This is a genomic window from Caulobacter sp. CCNWLW153 (assembly GCF_036889365.1).
Taxonomy (GTDB): domain Bacteria; phylum Pseudomonadota; class Alphaproteobacteria; order Caulobacterales; family Caulobacteraceae; genus Caulobacter; species Caulobacter radicis.
This window is the reverse complement of sequence record NZ_JBAKFV010000004.1, coordinates 318,795-333,450: the sequence shown is the minus strand read 5'-3', so window position 1 is coordinate 333,450 and position 14,656 is coordinate 318,795. Positions and strand designations below refer to the sequence as shown.

General features: G+C 70.2%; 16 protein-coding genes and 1 tRNA gene. 5 read left to right on the top strand and 12 right to left on the bottom strand.

Going from position 1 to position 14,656, the window contains the following annotated elements; all coding sequences use genetic code 11:
* Position 1 precedes the first annotated feature (1 nt).
* From V6S85_RS09090 to miaA, 8 genes are all read right to left on the bottom strand, one after another.
* Positions 2 to 229: an Atu4866 domain-containing protein gene (locus tag V6S85_RS09090; protein ID WP_243410693.1), complete on the bottom strand. Its 228-nt coding sequence runs from the start codon at positions 227 to 229 to the stop codon at positions 2 to 4.
* 271 nt (positions 230 to 500) lie between these two features.
* Positions 501 to 1,382, bottom strand: coding sequence for a hypothetical protein (locus V6S85_RS09085; protein ID WP_334348747.1), 882 nt, complete (start codon positions 1,380 to 1,382; stop codon positions 501 to 503).
* A 5-nt stretch (positions 1,383 to 1,387) separates the two neighbouring features.
* Entirely contained in the window at positions 1,388 to 1,945 is a 558-nt protein-coding gene (gene ilvN, locus V6S85_RS09080) for an acetolactate synthase small subunit (RefSeq protein ID WP_101717566.1), read from the bottom strand.
* On the bottom strand, positions 1,942 to 2,949 hold the full coding sequence (locus V6S85_RS09075; RefSeq protein ID WP_334348746.1) for a hypothetical protein: 1,008 nt from the start codon (positions 2,947 to 2,949) through the stop codon (positions 1,942 to 1,944). Before V6S85_RS09075 ends, ilvN begins: the two co-directional genes overlap by 4 nt.
* Before the next feature lie 50 nt (positions 2,950 to 2,999).
* Positions 3,000 to 4,805, bottom strand: coding sequence for an acetolactate synthase 3 large subunit (locus V6S85_RS09070; RefSeq protein WP_334348745.1), 1,806 nt, complete (start codon positions 4,803 to 4,805; stop codon positions 3,000 to 3,002).
* 109 nt (positions 4,806 to 4,914) lie between these two features.
* On the bottom strand, positions 4,915 to 4,962 hold the full coding sequence (locus V6S85_RS26555; protein ID WP_370444040.1) for a hypothetical protein: 48 nt from the start codon (positions 4,960 to 4,962) through the stop codon (positions 4,915 to 4,917).
* A 117-nt stretch (positions 4,963 to 5,079) separates the two neighbouring features.
* Positions 5,080 to 5,562, bottom strand: coding sequence for a CinA family protein (locus V6S85_RS09065; RefSeq protein WP_116570123.1), 483 nt, complete (start codon positions 5,560 to 5,562; stop codon positions 5,080 to 5,082).
* 66 nt (positions 5,563 to 5,628) lie between these two features.
* Entirely contained in the window at positions 5,629 to 6,498 is an 870-nt protein-coding gene (gene miaA, locus V6S85_RS09060) for a tRNA (adenosine(37)-N6)-dimethylallyltransferase MiaA (protein WP_442885650.1), read from the bottom strand.
* 61 nt (positions 6,499 to 6,559) lie between these two features.
* Between miaA and V6S85_RS09055 the strand changes: the two genes are divergently transcribed.
* From V6S85_RS09055 to V6S85_RS09045, 3 genes are read left to right on the top strand one after another with little or no spacing between them, the layout of a single operon-like run.
* Positions 6,560 to 7,030: a hypothetical protein gene (locus V6S85_RS09055; RefSeq protein WP_133244848.1), complete on the top strand. Its 471-nt coding sequence runs from the start codon at positions 6,560 to 6,562 to the stop codon at positions 7,028 to 7,030.
* A gap of 42 nt (positions 7,031 to 7,072) precedes the next feature.
* Positions 7,073 to 7,921, top strand: coding sequence for a phosphoserine phosphatase SerB (gene serB, locus V6S85_RS09050; RefSeq protein WP_334348743.1), 849 nt, complete (start codon positions 7,073 to 7,075; stop codon positions 7,919 to 7,921).
* Positions 7,918 to 8,583 (top strand): HAD family hydrolase, encoded by a 666-nt coding sequence (locus V6S85_RS09045; RefSeq protein ID WP_334348742.1) that lies wholly within the window; start codon positions 7,918 to 7,920, stop codon positions 8,581 to 8,583. The genes serB and V6S85_RS09045 overlap by 4 nt, the downstream gene beginning before the upstream one ends.
* 125 nt (positions 8,584 to 8,708) lie before the next feature.
* Here V6S85_RS09045 and hflC read toward each other — a convergent pair whose 3' ends face one another.
* Positions 8,709 to 9,560, bottom strand: coding sequence for a protease modulator HflC (hflC, locus tag V6S85_RS09040; RefSeq protein WP_116570119.1), 852 nt, complete (start codon positions 9,558 to 9,560; stop codon positions 8,709 to 8,711).
* Positions 9,557 to 10,672 (bottom strand): FtsH protease activity modulator HflK, encoded by a 1,116-nt coding sequence (hflK, locus tag V6S85_RS09035; protein WP_116570118.1) that lies wholly within the window; start codon positions 10,670 to 10,672, stop codon positions 9,557 to 9,559. Before hflK ends, hflC begins: the two co-directional genes overlap by 4 nt.
* Positions 10,673 to 10,777: 105 nt before the next feature.
* On the opposite strand from hflK, the gene V6S85_RS09030 reads away from it, so the two are divergent.
* The gene (locus tag V6S85_RS09030; RefSeq protein WP_334348741.1) at positions 10,778 to 11,890 is read left to right on the top strand and encodes an Mrp/NBP35 family ATP-binding protein; all 1,113 of its coding nucleotides are present in this window, start codon (positions 10,778 to 10,780) and stop codon (positions 11,888 to 11,890) included.
* Between the two features lie 173 nt (positions 11,891 to 12,063).
* Here the strand turns inward: V6S85_RS09030 and V6S85_RS09025 are convergent, their stop codons facing one another.
* Both V6S85_RS09025 and V6S85_RS09020 read right to left on the bottom strand, forming a co-directional pair.
* Positions 12,064 to 12,909, bottom strand: coding sequence for a hypothetical protein (locus tag V6S85_RS09025; RefSeq protein WP_334348740.1), 846 nt, complete (start codon positions 12,907 to 12,909; stop codon positions 12,064 to 12,066).
* 194 nt (positions 12,910 to 13,103) lie between these two features.
* A tRNA-Lys gene (locus V6S85_RS09020) sits at positions 13,104 to 13,178 on the bottom strand.
* A gap of 227 nt (positions 13,179 to 13,405) precedes the next feature.
* Between V6S85_RS09020 and V6S85_RS09015 the strand changes: the two genes are divergently transcribed.
* Positions 13,406 to 14,656 (top strand): rhamnogalacturonan acetylesterase, encoded by a 1,251-nt coding sequence (locus V6S85_RS09015; protein ID WP_334348738.1) that lies wholly within the window; start codon positions 13,406 to 13,408, stop codon positions 14,654 to 14,656.

Here is a 14,656-nt window from a genome sequence, read left to right as displayed (position 1 = left end):
GCTAAACCGTCCCCAGGCTGAGGCGGCCGTCGGACAGGCGACCGGTGACCACGGCGCCGTGATCCTCGAACAGCTTCAGGGTTTCGCCGACCAGGACATATGCGCCCGTGAAGACGCCGTCAGGGTTGGCGTGGACTTCGACGAAGCGGCCGTCGGGGTGCAGTTCCAGGCTGAAGCGGCCATCGGGCGAGGACCAGACGCCGGAGACGGGGAGGTGATCGATCATCATGGCAGGATCCTCCAGGTGGAAGCGGACGAGAGCAGAGCGGGCAGGGCGGCCATCGCACAGGCGCCGGCCCAGAGGGCGACGGCGAACCAGCGCGGCGCCGCCGTCGCGCGACGGGGCATGTGGCGGGTCATGGCCAAGCTTTGATTTGGGGTTTGGTTTTGGGGGAGCGCCGCAGGGGAGCTACGGCGGAACGAGGCCACTATGACCCGGCCGGCTGTCCAGCCGGTAGAGCGATGCTCCGGGTTGATTGCACGATCCTACGGATCTGCGGTCAGCGGGGCTCGGGCGTGGCGGGAGCGGGCGGCTCGACCGAGTCGGGCTCGTCTTCGGCGACCGGCACGGCCGGCGGCTGCGGGCGGCTGGAGGTTCCAGCCTTCAACTGGCCGCCCTGGGCCTTGAGGTCGGCATAGGCCCGGGCCTGGCGTGAGAAGTCGCCGCCGCGCGGCAGCACCGCGTCGAACAGCGGATCGCGACCGGCCGCCGCGCTGACCACGGCCGAGAGGACGCCGGCGATCGAGCCGACCTCGGCGTCGTCGCAGGCGCGGCGCAGATGGCGGGCCTGGCCGGGAACGAGCAGGGTCACGTCCCACGAGACGCCGTCGACGCAGACGCCTTCGACCGCGCCGCCGCCGTAGTCGACGATCACGCTGCGGGGCTGGCCCCAGGCCGGATCGCCGGCCAGGGCCTTGAGCGCGGCGATGCGGTCGTCTGGCAGCTCGGCGTTGATGTCGACACGTCGGCCGATCTCGGGGCTGCAGCAGCCCAGGCCCGCGCGGGCCTGGACGAAGGCGCGGCCGTCGCGGCGCACCGTGACGCGCACCACCGCCTGGCGGACGCCGCGCGCGGGACGGGCCCAGGCCTCGAGCACGAGCTCGCCGCCGCGCACCAGCTGGGTCTGCAGCGGTTGCAGGCCCCACAGGCGATAGAGCAGGGGATCGACGCCGTTATCGATCGGGACGGGCTGTTCCTTGCGCCCCAGCCGGCGGCCGGCCAGCGGGTCGACCTCCGACGAAGGGCGCGGAATCTCGTTCGACCACCACACCGCCGGATCGGGCGGCGGGGCGGGCGCGGCCGGAACCACGGGCGCGACGGGCTGGGCCTGGGCCGCGAGCGCCAGGGCTCCCGCGATGACGGCCGGTCCGATGACGCCCATGCGGCTTACATCCCTTCGAAGCCCCGTTCGATGGAAAGGACCCCGGTGCGGGAAAGTTCCACCAGGCCCAGCGGGCGCATCAGGTCGAGGAACTTGTCGATCTTCGACGGTGCGCCCGAGATCTCGAACACGAAGCTTTCCAGCGTGGTGTCCACGGGCTTGGCGCGGAAGATGTCGGCGATGCGCAGGGCTTCCACCCGTTCGGGGCCCGAACCGCGCACCTTGACCAGGGCCAGCTCGCGCTCGACGCCATTGGGGTCGCGGGTGACGTCGTGCACGCGACGGACATTGACCACCTTGTTCAACTGGGCCTCGATCTGGTCGAGCACCTGGCGCGTGCCGCGGGTGACCACGGTGATGCGGCTGGTGTGGGCCTTGCGGTCGGTCTCGGCCACCGTGAGGCTCTCGATATTGTAGCCGCGAGCGGCGAACAGGCCGACCACGCGGTGCAGCACGCCCGGCTCGTTGTCGACCAGCAGGGCGAAGGTCGCGGTCTGCTCGGCCTGTTCGTTGGGGCTGAGGTCGTAGGCCGAGGCGGGGGCGGGTTGGACGTTTGCGGTCATGGCGTTTCCGTCGGAGTTCTGGGTTTCAGCCCCAGGATTCGAGCCTGGGGATCATAAAGCACGGCGAAGGCCTGGAAGGGCAGGGAGCCGGCGGAGATTCTGTTGCGCGGCTGGCCCTTGCCGGCCCGGATGGTTACTCGCGAGGCCTGGTCCTGGTCGGTGACGAAGGGCATGGCCACCGCCGCGCCCGGACGCCCCATGGTCAGCCTCGCCTTCGTTCCGCCCGGCCAGGCCACGGGCCTGGCGTCGCCGCCGAGCGCCACCTCGACCACCGGCGCGCCGCTGTCGAGCAGCATCGGGCCGCAAAGCGAAGTCTCGCCGCCGGCCTTGATCACGCAGCCAGGCACGGCGTCGTGGAAGCCGCCGCGCAGGTTGGCGAAGACGGGATCCAGCGGCAGGGCCGTGAAGCCGGCGGTTTCGTCGTTGGTCGGGTTGAGGATCAGGCGGCCCGGCCGGTCGGATCCGGTCTTGGGCAGTTCGATGATCCACGAACGGGCCATCGCCTTCAGCGGATTGGCTGCGTCGGCGTCGCCCATGTTGGTCCCCAGTATGGCGACGAAGCCGTTCTCGCCGCGTCCGCCGATCCGGTACCTGTCGGCCGCGACCTCGCTGACCGGACAGTCGGGGCGTTCCTCGGCGCAGGCGGCCTTGTCGATCCGCTGGAAGACGAAGTCGTCGGGCGTGCGGGCTTCGCCCAGGGCGATCGCGGCCCTGACCGGCGGGCCGGTGAAGCGCGCCCCGGACGTATAGCCGTAGTTCTGTTCGGGTCCGGCCGCGGGCAGGGCCTTGGCCGATGGATCGGCGGCCAGGACGCGAAGGCCCGTCGAGCCGGTGTCGAGCATGGCCCGGATCGGCGCGCCGCCGGCGATCGACAGCTCGACCCAATAGCGCGGCGCGCCATTGGCGAGCACGCTCTGCTGGATCGGAACCTCGACGCGCGGCTGGGCGAAGGCCGCCGAGGCGGCCATCAGGGGCAGGGCGGCGATGACAAGCGTGGCGCGCATGGACGACTCCGGACGAGTCTGAAGAGCAGGCCTTGGATGGCGCCCGGCGTCTAGACCAGACCCGCGCCCTCTTCGCCGATGACGCTGCCGATGTCTTCGACCTCGCCCATGATCATCTCGTTGTGGGCCTTGCCCGAGGGGATCATCGGCAGGCAGTTCTCGTGCTTCTCGACGCGGCAGTCGAAGATCACCGGCTTGTCGCTGTTGATCATCTCCAGGATCTTGGCGTCGAGCTCGGCCGGATCCGAGCAGCGGATGCCGACCGCGCCATAGGCTTCGGCCAGCTTCACGAAGTCGGGCAGGCTGTCGGAATAGGAATGGCTATAGCGCTCGCCGTGCAGCAACTGCTGCCACTGGCGGACCATGCCCATCCATTCGTTGTTGAGGATGAAGATCTTGACCGGCAGGTCGAACTGGATCGCCGTCGACAGTTCCTGGATGCACATCTGGATCGAGGCTTCGCCGGCGATGTCGACGACCAGGCTCTTGGGGTGCGCCAGTTGCACGCCCAGGGCGGCGGGCAGGCCGTAGCCCATGGTGCCCAGGCCGCCCGAGGTCATCCAGCGGTTCGGCTCCTCGAAGCGGAAGAACTGCGCGGCCCACATCTGGTGCTGGCCGACTTCGGTGGTGATGTAGACGTCCTTGTCCTTGGACAGTTCGTACAGGCGCTGGATGGCGTACTGCGGCTTGATGACCGTGTCCGAGCGCTTGTAGGCGAGGCACTGGCGAGCGCGCCAGGCGTCGATCTGGGCCCACCAGTCGGTCAGGGCGGCCTTGTTGGGCTGGTGGCCGGCGGCTTTCCAGGCCTCGATCAGGTCTTCCAGGATGCTGCCTGCGTCGCCGACGATCGGCAGGTCGACGCGGACGTTCTTGTTGATCGACGAGGCGTCGATGTCGATGTGGATCTTCTTGCTGCCCGGCGAGAAGGCGTCGAGGCGGCCCGTGACGCGGTCGTCGAAGCGGGCGCCGACGCAGATCATCACGTCGCAGTCGTGCATGGCGTTGTTGGCTTCGAACGTGCCGTGCATGCCCAGCATGCCCAGCCAGGCCGGATCAGCCGCCGGGAACGCGCCCAGGCCCATCAGGGTCGAGGTGACCGGCGCGCCGGTCAGGGCGGCGAACTCGCGCAGGGCCTGGCTGGCCTTGGGCCCGGCGTTGATGACGCCGCCGCCGGTGTAGAAGATCGGCCGGCGCGCCTGGGCGATCATCCTGGCGGCTTCGGCGATGCGGCTGGCGTCGCCCTTGATGCGCGGCGAATAGGCGTGGCTCGAGGCGACCTCGGTCGGGCCGTAGTATTCGCCCTTGGCGAACTGGACGTCCTTGGGGATGTCGATCAGCACCGGGCCCGGACGGCCGGTGGTGGCGATCTTGAAGGCCTCGTGGATGATCTGGGGCAGGTCGCGGACGTCTTTGACCAGGTAGTTGTGCTTGGTGCACGAGCGGGTCATGCCGACCGTGTCGGCTTCCTGGAAGGCGTCGGTGCCGATCAGGTGGGTGGGGACCTGGCCGGTGATGACGACCATCGGGATCGAGTCCATCAGGGCGTCCATGATGCCGGTGATGGCGTTGGTCGCGCCCGGGCCCGAGGTGACCAGGACGACGCCCGGCTTGCCCGACGAGCGCGCGTAGCCTTCGGCGGCGTGGGTCGCGCCCTGCTCGTGGCGGACCAGGATGTGCTGCAGGCGCGGCTCGTGGAACAGCGCGTCGTAGATCGGCAGGACCGCGCCGCCAGGATAGCCGAACAGGACTTCGACGCCCTGGTCCACGAGGCCGCGGACCACGATCTCGGCGCCGGTCATGGCGCGGTTCGCGGAGTCTGCGGGAGCGTTGCTCTCGATGGTCTGGTGGGCGGTCATGGCGGAAGTCCCGGATGGACGTGAAACTGGGCTTTGGCGGCGGCGGAAAAGAAAAAAGGCCCCGAAGGACCTTTGTGCGCGCGACCGATCTATCAACGTGACTTCGAGGTCACGCCGTGAACGGCCGCTCCATAAGTACGATCATGGTGGTGCGCACGAGTGTTGCTCCAAATGGATGATCGGGGAATGCCATGCTCGTAAAGGGGCGTCAAGGCGCGCTTTGACGCAATAAAAGACCCGATGGCGCCGCCTTGCCGAAATGCTGGCGCGAATTTCAGCTCAAGGTTCGCAGCAGCAGGGCAAGAGCTTGCTCCGCAAAGCTGCGCATGTTGCTCTCGCGGTCTTCGACGCCGGTCTCGACGGTAAGACTGACCTCCTGGCCGGCGCCGACCACGGCGAGGCAAACATGACCGGCCGCGTCGCCATGGCGGTTGCCCTCGGGACCGGCGGCGCCGGTTTCCGAGAGCCCCCAGGTCGCCTTGAGGTTCTTTCCGACGACGCGGGCCAGCAGCAGGGCATAGGGCTCGCTCGCCGAGCGCAGGCCGTCCATCGCCTTCTGGGGGATGTCCAGCAGGGTCAGCCGCGCACGAGCGGTGTAGACGACCGCGCCGCCGGCGTAGAACTTCGAGGCGCCGGGCATGGCGAGAAGCGCCGAGGATATCAGGCCGCCCGCCGAGGACTCCGCCACGGCGACGGTTTCACCCCGCTCGATGAGGCGTTCGGCGACGGCGGCGGCTAGGCGGGCGAGTTCGGTCACGGCGAGTCCTGCAGTTAGGCCGGTGTCGTCTATGCCAAGCCGGTCCAGGCGGCGAGCGCCAAAGCTTCAGGACGGCGTGGGCGTTGGCGAGTGTCGCAACCAGTCCGCCGTCTGGTTCCTGAACCAGGTGAGCTGGCGCTTGGCGTAGCGACGGGTCTCCTGGCGGGCGGCGTCGAGGGCCTGGTCCAGGCTGGTCTCGCCGCGCAGGTGGGCGGCCAGTTCGCGATAGCCGACGGCCTTGAGGGCGGGCAGGGCCGGGTCGAGGCCTCGCGCCTCCATCGCCGCAACCTCTTCCAGCGCGCCGGTCTCGATCATGACGCTCAGGCGCGCGTCGCAGCGGGCGTAGAGCTCGGCGCGGGGCGGATCCAGGACCACGCCGCTCCATTCGCCGGGCTGCAAGGCGGGCCGGGTGTCGGCCTGCCAGTCCGACAGGGCGCGGCCCGTGGCCACGGCGACGGCATGGGCGCGGACCAGGCGCTGGCGGTCGCCGCTCTCGATCCGGGTCTCGGCGGCGGGGTCCAGGGGGCGCAGCAGGTCCCGAAAGGCGGCCTCGCCCTGGGCCGCGTAGAGAAGGCCGGAGATCTCGCGCTGGCTTTCGGGCACCGGCGGCACGTCGGCCAGGCCGTGGGTCAGGGCGCGGAAGTAGAGGCCGGTGCCGCCGACGACGATGGCGGGACGGCCGCGAGCGGCGATGTCGTGCAGGGTCCTGACGGCCGCCGCCTGCCAGCGGCCGACCGACCAGCCCTCGGCCGCGTCGGCGACCCCGAACAGGTGGTGCGGGGCGCGGGCTTCTTCCTCGGGAGCCGGAGCGGCCGTCAGCACGCGCAGGCCGGCATAGATCTGCATCGAGTCGGCGTTGATGATCTCGGCGCCCGTGCGCTGGGCCAGCTCGAGGGCGTAGGCCGACTTGCCGCTGGCGGTGGGGCCAGCGATCATCCAGACGCGCGAGTCGGGAGCAAAGGGCGTTTCGACGGTTGCATGGGGGGCGTCACGGTCCATGAAGCGTACATACATGATCGCGGCCGCGATGGTCGCCCTCCTGACGGCCGGATCCGTTCAGGCCGCCACCACCGAGGCGGCCAAGCCCAAGGCCCCGCCGCCGGCCGCCGCCCAGGCCGCGCCGCCGCCTGCCGAGCTGACCTCGCGGGAGAAGGCCGGCTGCGGCGCGGTGCTGGTGATCCTGGGCAAGGTGGCGACCAGCTATCCGCAGCTCTTCGCCCAGAAGGGCAATGACGGTCGCGGCGCGCAGTTCATGCTCGAGGCCTTCGGCGCCAAGGGGCGCATGATGATGGACGAGGCCTTCGAGGACGGCGCCGAGCAGGGGGTCAAGCCGACCAAGGTCTATGAGGACGGCCTGGGTTTCCTGTTCGAAAGCGTCAAGCCCGAGCCTGGCGAGAGCAGCGAGACCGCCGGCAAGCGGGCCGCCATGGCGCTCTTGCAGCGTTGCACGGGCATCAGCACGAACTAATCCGGGTTGACGGCGGGGGGCGACTGGCTTAGCCGCCCCGCCATGCACGTCCTGACCCTCGTCGGCCCGGAGGCCGAAACTTTCGCCGCCGCTCTTGCGCTGGGCCAGATCGTTCCGCTCGGCCCGGACGCCGTGGACGTGACCTTCGAGGGCGAGGCCGCCCCGGTCCGAGACCGGGTGATCGCCGCCATCGGCGACAAGCCGGTCGACTTCGCGATCCAGCCCGCCCTGAACCGCAGGAAGCGCCTGCTGATCGCCGACATGGACTCGACGATCATCAACGTCGAATGCCTGGACGAGCTGGCCGACTTCGCCGGCGTCAAGGACAAGGTCTCCGAGATCACCGAGCGCGCCATGCGTGGCGAACTGGCCTTCGAGGGCGCCCTGCGCGAGCGGGTCGGCATGCTGAAGGGCCTGGCGACCACGGCCCTTCAGACCTGTTTCGACGAGCGGGTGCGGCTCAATCCCGGCGCCGAGATCCTGGTGCGCACCATGGCCGCCCACGGCGCCCGCTGCGCCCTGGTCTCGGGCGGTTTCACCTTCTTCACCAGCCGGGTGGCGCAGGCCGCCGGCTTCCACCTGAACCGCGCCAACACCCTGATCGAGCTCGATGCGGCCCTGACCGGCGAGGTCGGCGATCCGATCCTCGGCAAGGAGGCCAAGCTCGCCGCTCTCGAGGAAGAGACCGCCGCGCTGGGCCTGACGCCGGCCGACGCCCTGGCCGTGGGCGACGGCGCCAACGACCTGGCGATGATCGAGGCCGCCGGCCTGGGCGTGGCCTACCGCGCCAAGCCGATCGTCGCGGCCCGTGCTCATGCGAAGGTCGACCACGCCGACCTGACGGCGCTGCTCTACTTCCAGGGCTATCGCGCCGAGGAGTTCGCGCAGTGAGCTTCCCGCGGCGTGTCGAGGCGGTGGTCTTCGACATGGACGGCCTGCTGCTCGACACCGAGACCGTCTATCGCGCCGCGATGATCGACGCGGGCCAGGCGTTCGGGGTTCCGGTCACGGCGGCGACCTACGCCTCAATGGTCGGCAAGACCAATCCCGAATGCGCGGTGATGCTGCGCGACCTCTATGGCGAGACCTTTCCCGTCAAGCCGTTCTTCGAGCGGCTGTGGGCCGACGTCGAGCTGCTGCTCGAGGCCGAGATCCGGCTGAAGGACGGCGTGCAGGAAATCCTCGACCACCTGGACGAGCTGGGCCTGCCCCGCGCCATCGCCACCTCGAACGGCCTGCCGGCGGTGGAGCGGTATCTGGGCCGCTTCGATCTCCTTCCCCGGTTCCACGCGGTGGTCGCCCACCACGACGTGACGCGCCACAAGCCGCACCCGGATCCCTACCTGCTGGCCGCCCAGCGGCTGGGCGTCGATCCGCTGGCCTGCCTGGCGCTGGAGGACTCCCACCCCGGCGTCCGCGCGGCGCACGGGGCGGGGATGATGACCATCATGGTGCCCGACATCCTCGATCCGACCGAGGAGATGCACGAGAAGTGCGTCCACATCGCCGACAGCCTGCACGTGGTGCTGGACCTGCTGAAGCGGGCGGGGTGAACAAGACGCTCCCCCTGAAGGGGGAGCTGTCGCGGAGCGACTGAGGGGGAAGTCGGCTGGCTCAGAGGGAGCTGAAAACGGCCCCCTCCGGCCCTTCGGGCCATCTCCCTCAGAGGGGGAGGATCTCAGCCCCCCGGACCCTTCTCGAAGTACTTGAAGTAGGCGCTGTCGGGCGACAGGACGAAGGTGGTGTCGCCCTTGCCCATCGACTGCTCGTAGGCCTGCATCGAGCGGTAGAAGGCGGCGAAGGACGGGTCGCGGCCGAAGCTGGAGGCGAACAGCTGGGCGCGCTGGGCGTCGGCCTCGCCTCGAATCTTCTCGGCTTCCTCGTAGGCGGTGGCGACGATCTCGCGGCGCTGCTGCTCGCCGATGGCGCGCAGTTCGGCGGCCTCCTGCTTGCGGGCCGTCTGCATCCGCTCGTAGACGGCCTGCTGGTTGGGCTCGGGCAGGTCGGCGCGCTTGATGCGCACGTCGATGATCTGGATCCCGAGGTCCGAGGCCTTGACCTGGCGAGCCACCTCGTCGCGGATCGCGGTCATGATCTCGGCGCGCTTGCCGGCGATCACGTCGCCGGAGTCGGCGCGGCCGATCTGCTCGCGCAGGGCGGCGTTGACGATCCGGTCCAGGCGGTCGCGGGCCACGGTCTCGCTGCCCAGGGCCCGGAAGAACTGGCGGGTGTCGGAGATCCGGTAGCGGACGAAGGCGTCGACCACCAGCTTCTGCTGGTCGGCGGCGGTGACTTCCTCCTGGTTGGCCGACAGGTCGATGTTGCGCTTGTCGAAGCGCATCACGTTGTCGATCGGCGACTTCAGGTGCAGGCCGGGCGCGGTGACCACGGCGACAGGGTCGCCGAAGCGCACCACCAGGGCTTGCTGGCGCTGGTCGACCTTGTAGACCGTCGTGCTGACGAGGATCAGCGCGCCGACCGCGGCGACGCCGGCGGCGATCAGGGGCGTGTTGCTGGCGGGGCGGCTCATCGGGCGACTCCGTCGGTGGCGGCAGGGGCGGCGGCGGCCGGGGCGACGGGCCTGGCGCGGAAGGTGTCCGAAGGCAGGATCACCGGGGCGTTGGCGCCCTTGTTGTCGACGATCACCTTGTTGGAGTTGGCCAGCACGCGCTGCATGGTCTCGATATAGAGGCGCTCGCGGGTGACGGCCGGGGCCAGCTTGTACTGGTCGTAGACCTGGTTGAAGCGGGCCGCGTCGCCCGAGGCCTCGCGCACCACCTGCTCGCGGTAACCCTTGGCCTGCTGGATCACCTGGGCGGCCTCGCCGCGGGCGACGTTGGCGGCCGACTGGGCGTTCTGGGCCGCGCGCTGCACGTCGCGGAAGGCGTCGACGACCGGCTCGGGGGCGTTGGCCACCTGGATGCGAACGCCCTCGACATAGACGCCGATATCGTAGCGATCGAGCACCCGCTGCATCAGCAGGCGGGTCTGGGCCTCGACCTCGCCGCGGCCGTTGGTGAGGATCGGGGTGAGGGCGGTCTTGCCGACCACCTCGCGCATGGCGCTTTCAGCCACGTCCTTGAGCACGACGTTCGGCTCGCGGACGTTGAACACGTACTTGCCGGCGTCGGACACGCGCCACTGCACGGTGAACGACAGGTCGACGATGTTCTCGTCGCCGGTCAGCATCAGGCGCTCGGCCGGCACCTCGGCGCCGGGCACGCCGCCGATGTCGAGGGTCTGGATCGAGGTGACGGGCACGCGCTGCACGGCCTCGAACGGCCAGGGCAGGTGATAGCGCAGGCCAGGATTGCTGGTGCGGCTGTAGGCGCCGAAGGTGGTGACCACGCCCTGCTGATTGGGCTGGACGACATAGGTCCCCGTCAGCAGCCACAGGCCGATCACGGCGCCGGCGCCCAGCAGGATCGCCTTGCCGCGGCCGGGGCCGCCGAAGGTGGCGCGCAGGCGCTCGGTGACCCGCTCGACCAGCTCGCTGACGTCGATCGGGGGCGGTGGAACGCCAGGCGGGCCGGAGGCGGGGCGGCGGCCGGGGTCGGACTTGTTCCGCCCACCGTCGTTCTTGTCGTCGCCCGGCGGGGGAGAACCCCAGGGGCCGGGTCCGGCGTTGTCGTTCCAGGGCATGGGCGGCGCTATCTTCCCGTCGCTCGTTCTTGCGGATGGCGGGGTTGTAAAAGCCCCCCCGTACGCGGATATGAGGACCCCCGCACGACAAGGCAAGACAAAGACGTGACCGCAAGTTCCCCGACGACCCCCGAAGACGCCCGCGCGGCCCTCGATCTGATCGAGGATCCGGCCACCGGCCTTGGTCTGGTGAAGGCCGGTCTGGTGCAGGGTCTGGTGGTGCGCGAGGGCAAGGCCGGGTTCGTGCTGGAGGTTCCCGCCGCGCGCGTCGGCGGCTATGCCGCGGTGCGCGAGGCGGCTGAAAAGGCCCTGGCGGGGCTGCCGGGGATCACCCGCGCCCAGGTGGTGCTGACCGCTCAGGCCCCGGCCGAGACCACGCGGGTGCGCAAGGGCGCCCGCGTCGCCGACGACCCGCAGGCCCAGGTCGGCCCGCCGCCGGCCTCGGAAAAGCCCGCTCACGTGCGCCATGTCATCGCCGTGGCCTCGGGCAAGGGCGGGGTGGGCAAGTCGACGGTCTCGACCAACCTGGCCTGCGCCCTGGCGGGGCTTGGCCTGAAGGTGGGCCTGCTGGACGCCGACATCTACGGCCCCTCGGCCCCGCGCATGATGGGCGTCGACGGCGAGCCGACCTTCGAGGACAAGAAGCTGCTGCCGATGCAGGCGCACGGCGTGAAGCTGATGTCGATCGGCTTCATGGTCGACGAGGGCAGGGCGATGATCTGGCGCGGGCCGATGGCCTCGTCGGCCGTGCGCCAGCTGATCCACGACGTGGCCTGGGGCAGCGAGGCCGAGCCGCTGGACGTGCTGGTCGTCGACCTGCCGCCGGGCACCGGCGACATCCACCTGACCCTGGTCCAGAAGCTGCGCATCGACGGGGTGGTGCTGGTCACCACGCCGCAGGAGATCGCCCTGATCGACGCGCGCCGCGCGGCGGCGATGTTCGCCAAGACCGCGACGCCGATCCTGGGCCTCATCGAGAACATGGCCTTCTTCTCCGACCCGGCGACCGGCGCCCCGATCCCGATCTTCGGCTCGGGCGGCGGCGTGGCCGAGGCGCAGGCTCTGGGCACGCCGGTGCTGGCCCAGGTGCCGATCGAGATGTCGGTTCGCGAGGCGGGCGACGCGGGCCGGCCGGTGGTCCTGGCGGCTCCCGACAGCGCGGCGGCCAAGGCGTTCGTCGATGCGGCGAAGGCAGTGTGGAAGAGCATTTCGCACTAGGCGTCGCCGCGAGCCTTCCCCTTTGGGCAGGCGATCGCGTGGAAAGCTGAAACCGCCCCTCCGGCCCTCCGGGCCACCTCCCCCAGAGGGGAAGGATCTATTGGCGGGCGGGGCTGGCCGCGTAACCCATCACATCTCCCTCTCCCTTCCGGGAGAGGGTCGCTTGGGGCGTTTCAATCGCTCGTCGGGCCTTGCGGCGTCGCGGGCTGGACCGGTTGCGGCGGGGCGGGGACGGGGGTGATGGGGTAGGCGGGCTTGCGCTTGCCCCTGGCGGCCTCGGGCGGGGCTTCCGCGGCCGGCGGGGCGTGGACGTCAGGGATCGGCTCGACGGTGGGGCCGACCACCGAGGGCTTGGGCTTGGGCGGCGGGGGCGGCGGCTCATCCTTGCCGCCCATGAACGGGAAGCGGCGCTTCTTGGCCGGTTCGGGCAGGGCCTCGCCGCGGTGCTGGGGCGTGGCCGGCGGCATGCAGCCGCGCGCCTCGCCCAGGCCCTTGAGATAGGCGCGGCGCACGGCGCCGGCGGCCATGGCCGACTGGACCATGCGGTCGTGCTTCTCGGCGCCCGACAGCTTGCGGACCCAGCCGCGCATCGGGATCAGGTCTTGCGCCGCGCTGGCCATGGCCCCCAGGGCCGCGTCGCCGGCGGCCCTGCGGCCGCGGTCCATCAGGTCCTCGTCCTCGCCCGGCGGCACCTGGTCGAGGTCGATCCCCAGCGCCGCGTCGAGGGGCTTCACCAGGGCGGTCAGCTGGCCGCAGCTTGAGGGCTGGGGGCGGGCGTAGGGGTCCTGCATGGCCTCCAGCAGCACGGCCGGGATCTTGGTGCGCATCAGGTTGACGTCGCGCAGCGGCGCGGTGACGGCGCCGGAAAGGCCGTCCTTGTTGGCCTCGGAGGTGGTCTGGATCTTGTCGGGGTTGTCGACCTCGGCCGGAGGCGTGGAGACCTGGGGAACAGGTTCGCGCGTGCTGGCGCAGGCGACCAGCAGGGGCAGCGCGGCGGCGAGGAGGAGCAGGCTTCGCATGACTTGACCCTAACGCGCGAGAAGCCGTGTCGTCATCCGCCGTGTCGCGTGCGAATCGAACAGCCCCCCGAAGAGGTCGCGGAAGTTGCGGGCCGACTACGGCCTAGATTGGGCGGCAGGATGAACGCGGCGACGCCGGTCCCCGCTGGATGTCCAGTTCGGGGCTGAATTCGTTCAGGTTTTCGAGAAGAGTTTGGTGGGCCGGCTGGGATTCGAACCCAGGACCATTCGATTAAAAGTCGAATGCTCTACCACTGAGCTACCGGCCCGCTGTCGACACGGAAGGCCGTGAGAAGCGGCGCGGAACATAGTCGGGCCTCGGCTGCGTCGCAAGCCGGGTTTCGTCCGTGGCTGTGGATGGGATGGCGATTAAATCCCATATGATGGGTTCGTGTGGCGATATGTGAAATATCTTGCGTCCGCGCCCGTTCTTCGGGATGGTCCGGCTCAGAATGACGGCCGCGGGTCGCGGTACGAAGGGGGAGGCGAATCCAGGATGCAGCTCGCGCGACGCAGTGTTCTGGCCGGCTTGCTGCTGGCCCCCGCGACCGCCGCCGCGGCGCTGGAGGCGCAGATGACGGCCCGCAGGTTCGACTTCACCGCCAAGCCGCGCGAGGGCTTTACGCCCGTCGCCGCCGATCGCCTGTATGACGCCGCCACCGGCTATGGCTTCGAGCCGGGCGAGGGACGGTCGTTCTCGGTCGCTGTTCCGGAGGGCGACTGGCGCGTGACCCTGGAGGTTGAAGGCGGCGCCGACCTGACCGTCAAGGCCGAGTCCCGCCGGCTGATGGCCGAGCAGATCCGCACCAAGGCCAAGGAACGCCGAGAGGTGACGTTCGTGGTCAACACCCGCGACGCCTCGCTGCCGCCGCCGCCGAAGAACGCCCCGGGCGGGACCGGCGTGATCCTCAATCCGCGCGAGAAGGGCACGCCCAACTGGGACGACAGGCTGACCGTCGAGTTCTGCGGCCCGGCCCCGAAGGTGGCGCGGATGACCGTCGAGGCCGCCAGCGTGCCGCGCGTCTTCCTGCTGGGCGACTCCACGGTCACCGACCAGCCCTTCGAGCCGGCCGCGGGCTGGGGCCAGATGCTGCCGAGGTTCTTCGCCCCGACCGTGTCGGTGGCCAGCCACGCCGAGTCCGGCGAGACGATGAAGTCGTTCCTGATGGAGCACCGGCTGGACAAGGTGCTGAGCCAGACGCGGGCCGGCGATTTCGCGCTGATCCAGTTCGGCCACAACGACCAGAAGGAAAACTGGCCGCAGACGTACGTGGCCGCCGACAGCACCTATCGCGACTACCTGCGGGCCTATGCCGGCGAGTTCCGGCGCAGGAAGGCCACGCCCGTGCTGGTGACCTCGATGCATCGCCGCCGGTTCGACGGCGAGGGCAGGATCATCAACACCCACGGCGACTATCCGGCCGCGGTGCTGGCGGTGGGCGCCGAGCTGGGCGTGCCGGTCATCGACCTGGCGGCCATGAGCAAGGTCTTCTACGAGGCGCTGGGGCCCGTGCAGTCGCCCAAGGCCTTCGCCGACGGCGGCAAGGACATCACCCACCATGACAACTACGGCGCCTACGCGCTGGCGCGCTGCATCGTGGAGGGGATCAAGGCCGGCGTTCCGCAGCTGGCGGGCCATCTTGCCGCCGACGTCGGGTCGTTCGATCCGGCCAGGCCCACGCCGCCCGACAGCTTCGTCATGGCTCCCAGCGCGGCCCGCAGCAACGCGGCCCTGCGCGGCAACTGA

Bases quoted from the DNA above. Each gene is read 5' to 3' on its own strand.
- V6S85_RS09015 (WP_334348738.1), top strand. From the start codon at position 13,406: ATGCAGCTCGCGCGACGCAGTGTTCTGGCCGGCTTGCTGCTGGCCCCC.
- serB (WP_334348743.1), top strand. From the start codon at position 7,073: ATGCACGTCCTGACCCTCGTCGGCCCGGAGGCCGAAACTTTCGCCGCC.
- V6S85_RS09070 (WP_334348745.1), bottom strand. From the start codon at position 4,805: ATGACCGCCCACCAGACCATCGAGAGCAACGCTCCCGCAGACTCCGCG.
- ilvN (WP_101717566.1), bottom strand. From the start codon at position 1,945: ATGACCGCAAACGTCCAACCCGCCCCCGCCTCGGCCTACGACCTCAGC.
- miaA (WP_442885650.1), bottom strand. From the start codon at position 6,498: ATGATCGCTGGCCCCACCGCCAGCGGCAAGTCGGCCTACGCCCTCGAG.
- V6S85_RS09085 (WP_334348747.1), bottom strand. From the start codon at position 1,382: ATGGGCGTCATCGGACCGGCCGTCATCGCGGGAGCCCTGGCGCTCGCG.
- V6S85_RS09090 (WP_243410693.1), bottom strand. From the start codon at position 229: ATGATGATCGATCACCTCCCCGTCTCCGGCGTCTGGTCCTCGCCCGAT.
- hflK (WP_116570118.1), bottom strand. From the start codon at position 10,672: ATGCCCTGGAACGACAACGCCGGACCCGGCCCCTGGGGTTCTCCCCCG.
- V6S85_RS09075 (WP_334348746.1), bottom strand. From the start codon at position 2,949: ATGCGCGCCACGCTTGTCATCGCCGCCCTGCCCCTGATGGCCGCCTCG.
- V6S85_RS09025 (WP_334348740.1), bottom strand. From the start codon at position 12,909: ATGCGAAGCCTGCTCCTCCTCGCCGCCGCGCTGCCCCTGCTGGTCGCC.
- hflC (WP_116570119.1), bottom strand. From the start codon at position 9,560: ATGAGCCGCCCCGCCAGCAACACGCCCCTGATCGCCGCCGGCGTCGCC.
- V6S85_RS09055 (WP_133244848.1), top strand. From the start codon at position 6,560: ATGAAGCGTACATACATGATCGCGGCCGCGATGGTCGCCCTCCTGACG.